The 1,813-nt window shown below is 73.1% G+C and carries 1 pseudogene; it reads left to right on the top strand.

Annotated features, from left to right (window positions below):
- Positions 1 to 257: 257 nt before the first annotated feature.
- Positions 258 to 1,813, top strand: a pseudogene (locus CH341_RS31070) (hypothetical protein); the annotation flags it as partial.

Raw genomic sequence — 1,813 nt, 5'->3', positions numbered from 1 at the left:
CCGCACCGACCCATGTGCCGCCGTGTTGCGGCGGTGCAACGCCGAGCGTTCGATGGCGCGGCGCAGCGGCCCGATCGCACGTTTCACCACTGTCGCCGGATAGCCGGAATCGGCAGATCGTAATGGTTTAGCCCCGGCGCGGTGCTGGCGCGCCGGGGCTAGCGCCGCAAAAACCCGCCCAAATTTCCACAATTGCCGTCCTGTCCCCGAGCCGAAAGGTTGACCTCGCACACGGGGTACGCCGGGGGGATGCCGTCATGACGCGCGGGATGCAGGACACGCCGACCGGCACCGCGGGCCGGAGTGGACGCGGGCGGTGGTCGGAGCACCGTCTGGTCCTGCTCGCCTCCGTCGCCGTGCTCTCCGCCGTGGCGCTGCCGCACGGCGCCCGCGCCCAGTTCGTCTGCGAGAGCACGGCGGGCGGCGGTGGCACCTCGTCGGCGACCGCGGCGAGCTCGGTCGCCTGCGGCAATTCTGCGACCGCGAGTGGCATCAACAGCGCCGCGTTCACCGGTACGGCCTCGGGCATGGGGGCGAGCACCGTCGCCGGCTATGCGAGCGGGCAGTTCAGCTCGGCCTTCGGCCGCGCCGCCTTCGCGACCGGCGACTACGCGACCGCGCTCGGGGCCGGCGACGGCTTCGGCCAGAACGGCGCGCGCGCCTACGGCACCAACTCCGTCGCGGTCGGCACCGCCAGCTACGCGGCCGAGCTGAACTCCGTCGCGATGGGCTTCCAGAGCGCGGCGACCGACGAGGCGGCGATCGCGATCGGACCGAACGCCGCCGCCAGCGGAGCCGCCGCGGTCGCGCTCGGCAACAGCAGCACGGCGAGCGGCGACAACAGCACCGCCTTGGGACCGTCCGCGACAGCGAGCGGAAACTACGCGACCGCGACCGGATACGGCGCGAGCGCCAGCGGCACGGCTTCGATCGCGTCCGGCTACGGCAGCACCGCGGCGGGCTCCTACGCCTCCGCCTACGGCACGAACAGCACCGCGAGCGGCAGCTACGCGACGGCGCTCGGAAACGACAGCTCCGCCGGGAGCTGGGACACCGCGGTCGGCTGGGCAGCCACTGCGAAGGGGGGCTACTCGACCGCGCTCGGCGGCGGAGCGCTGGCCTCGGGCGACAGCAGCATCGCGATCGGCTTCGCCGCGACGGCGAGCGGCGTCCACGCGACGACCATCGGCTCTGACGCGAGCGCCTCCGGGGCGTGGGCGACCGCGGCGGGAGCGGCCAGCTCGGCCACGGCGCAGTACGCCACGGCCTACGGCAGCGCCAGCGCGGCAAGCGGAACCAACAGCACGGCGCTCGGCGCGAGCAGCACCGCGAGCGCGGCGAACGCCGTGGCGCTCGGCGCCGGCTCGGTCGCCGACGTCGCCAACACGGTCTCGGTCGGCTCGGGCAGCAATCAGCGCAAGATCGTCAATGTCGCCGCAGGCACGTTGTCGGCGACCTCGACCGACGCGGTGACGGGCCAGCAGCTCTACGGCACCAACGCCACCATGGCGCAGATCCTCGGCACGACGCTGAACGCCGACGGCACCATCGCGGCGGTGAGCTACACGATCGGCGGCACCGCCTACTCCACCATCGCCGACACCTTCGCGGCCGTCGACGCCGCGCTGTCCGGTTACGGCACCACCCTCGCCTCCTACGGCACGACGCTCGCCACTTACGCGACCGACATCACCGCCCTGCAGACCTCGGTGACGACGCTGCAGACCACCACCACCAGCCTGCAGACCCAGATCACGACGCTGGCCGCGGCCTCCGCCTACACGGCCGTCAACTCGACCGCCGCGGCTGCGTC

The organism is Rhodoplanes roseus (assembly GCF_003258865.1).
Taxonomy (GTDB): Bacteria; Pseudomonadota; Alphaproteobacteria; order Rhizobiales; family Xanthobacteraceae; genus Rhodoplanes; species Rhodoplanes roseus.
Note: the sequence above shows the minus strand (reverse complement) of the source record. Positions and strands in the feature narration are given on the sequence as shown.